We start from the raw sequence: 1,725 nt of genomic DNA, 5'->3' as shown, positions 1-1,725 counted from the left end.
GGCGGGGCGGCCCGCCGGTAGGGGGCCCACACCGAGTCGTCGCGGGGGTCCACGGCGCCCAGCAGCACAGCGACGAGCATGTCCAGCAGCGGCACCTCGCCGAGGCCGTGGCTGAAGTCGATCGCGAGATGGTCGCCGGCAGCCAGGATCCGCAGACCGTCGCCCGGGCACTGCCGCAGCATGGTCAGCAGTTCCACCGGATCGGCCGGCTCGTGGTCGGTCGCCGAGACCGCACGCCGCAGTGCGGACGGCGAGAACCGCCATCCGGTGCCGGCGGTCGAGGGCTGCAGCGCGATTCTGGCGGCCGGTCCGGAATCGGCCATCGCCAGCAGGCGGGCGGTGAGTTCGTCGAGCGGGGGGAGCGCCACCGGCCCGACCACGACCGCCGAACGTCGGTGGCTGTGCTGCACGTCGAGCGCCGCGACGCGAACGCTGTCCGTACGCGCGCGGCGCCCAATTCTGCCCATCGGTTCAGATAGTAGGTTCTCCGAATGCCCAGGACTCGAGGACAGGCGTTGTGGACGGCCGCCGCCGTCGTGGCCGCCGGCTACGGCGTGTTCCTGATCGTGACCGCCACCCGGGTGCCTGCGGGCGCCGAGCTGACCGGCCAGTTCGGCCTTCAGCCTGCGGTGAAGGCGTTGGCCGCGGTGCTGCTCGCGGCCGCTGCCCTGACTCATCCGATCCGCCGGGAGCGGCGCTGGCTGGTCGCGGCGCTGGTGTTCTCCGCAGCCGGGGACTACCTGCTCGCGATGCCGTGGTGGGAGCCGTCGTTCGTGTTGGGGCTGGCCGCCTTCCTGATCGCGCATCTGTGCTTCCTGGCCGCACTGTGGCCGTTGGCGGTGTCCTCGCCGGCCCGGCTGGCCGGGGTCGCGGTCGTTCTGGTGGCCTGCGCGGCGCTGCTGGTGTGGTTCTGGCCGCAGCTGCTGGCACAGGGGATGGCGGTGCCGGTCGTGGTGTACATCGCGGTGCTCGCGGCGATGGTGTGCGCCGCGCTGCTGGCCGACCTGCCGACCCCGTGGACCGCGCTCGGCGCGGGGTGTTTCGCGGTGTCGGACGCGATGATCGGCATCAACAAGTTCGTCCTCGGATCGGAGGCGCTGGCGGTGCCGATCTGGTGGATGTACGCCACCTCGCTGTTGCTGATCACCGCGGGCCTGCTGTTCGGCCGCACGTCCGTGCCGTCTGCTACACCTGCGGGGTGACCACCGCCCGGCAGGCCGCCGAACACGAGCCGATCGCGCGTGTGTTGCCGATGCTCACGGTGCCGCACCTCGACCGGGAGTTCGACTACCTCGTGCCTGGCGAACTGTCCGACGACGCCCAGCCCGGCGTCCGGGTCCGGGTCCGCTTCCACGGCCGGCTGGTCGACGCGTTCGTGCTCGAACGGCGTTCGGACACCGACCATGTCGGGAAACTGGGTTGGCTGGAGAAGGTGGTGTCGGCGGAGTGCGTGCTGACCCACGATGTGCGCCGGCTCGTCGATGCGGTGGCCGCCCGGTACGCGGGCACTCGCGCCGACGTGCTGCGGCTGGCGGTGCCGCCCCGGCACGCCAACGCCGAGAAGCGCAAACGTGAGCCGCTCGGCCCGCCGTCGGCCGAGCCCGTCGACGGCACCGCCTGGCAGGCCTACAGCGGGGGAGAGCAGTTCATCACCGCTCTCGGTGAGGGCCGGGCCGCACGCGCGGTGTGGCAGGCGCTGCCCGGGGAAGCGTGGCCGCGGCGGCT

2 protein-coding genes and 1 pseudogene are annotated in these 1,725 nt (G+C 72.6%); 2 read left to right on the top strand and 1 reads right to left on the bottom strand.

The genetic code is table 11. From position 1 onward, the window contains the following. Window positions 1-467: pseudogene (locus tag MVA01S_RS29745) on the bottom strand (hypothetical protein); the annotation flags it as partial. Window positions 468-491: 24 nt separating this feature from the next. Between MVA01S_RS29745 and MVA01S_RS29740 the strand changes: the two are divergent. Together MVA01S_RS29740 and MVA01S_RS29735 are read left to right on the top strand one after the other, a co-directional pair. Next, window positions 492-1,202, top strand: coding sequence for a lysoplasmalogenase (locus MVA01S_RS29740; RefSeq protein ID WP_040542131.1), 711 nt, complete (start codon window positions 492-494; stop codon window positions 1,200-1,202). Continuing rightward, window positions 1,199-1,725, top strand: a 527-nt coding sequence (locus MVA01S_RS29735; RefSeq protein WP_494337741.1) for a primosomal protein N' family DNA-binding protein, incomplete at its 3' end; no start/stop codon positions are given. The genes MVA01S_RS29740 and MVA01S_RS29735, both read left to right, overlap by 4 nt.

It is taken from the genome of Mycolicibacterium vaccae NBRC 14118 = CIP 105934 (genome assembly GCF_001552715.1).
In the GTDB taxonomy this organism is placed as follows: domain Bacteria; phylum Actinomycetota; class Actinomycetes; order Mycobacteriales; family Mycobacteriaceae; genus Mycobacterium; species Mycobacterium vaccae.
Note: the sequence above shows the minus strand (reverse complement) of the source record. Positions and strands in the feature narration are given on the sequence as shown.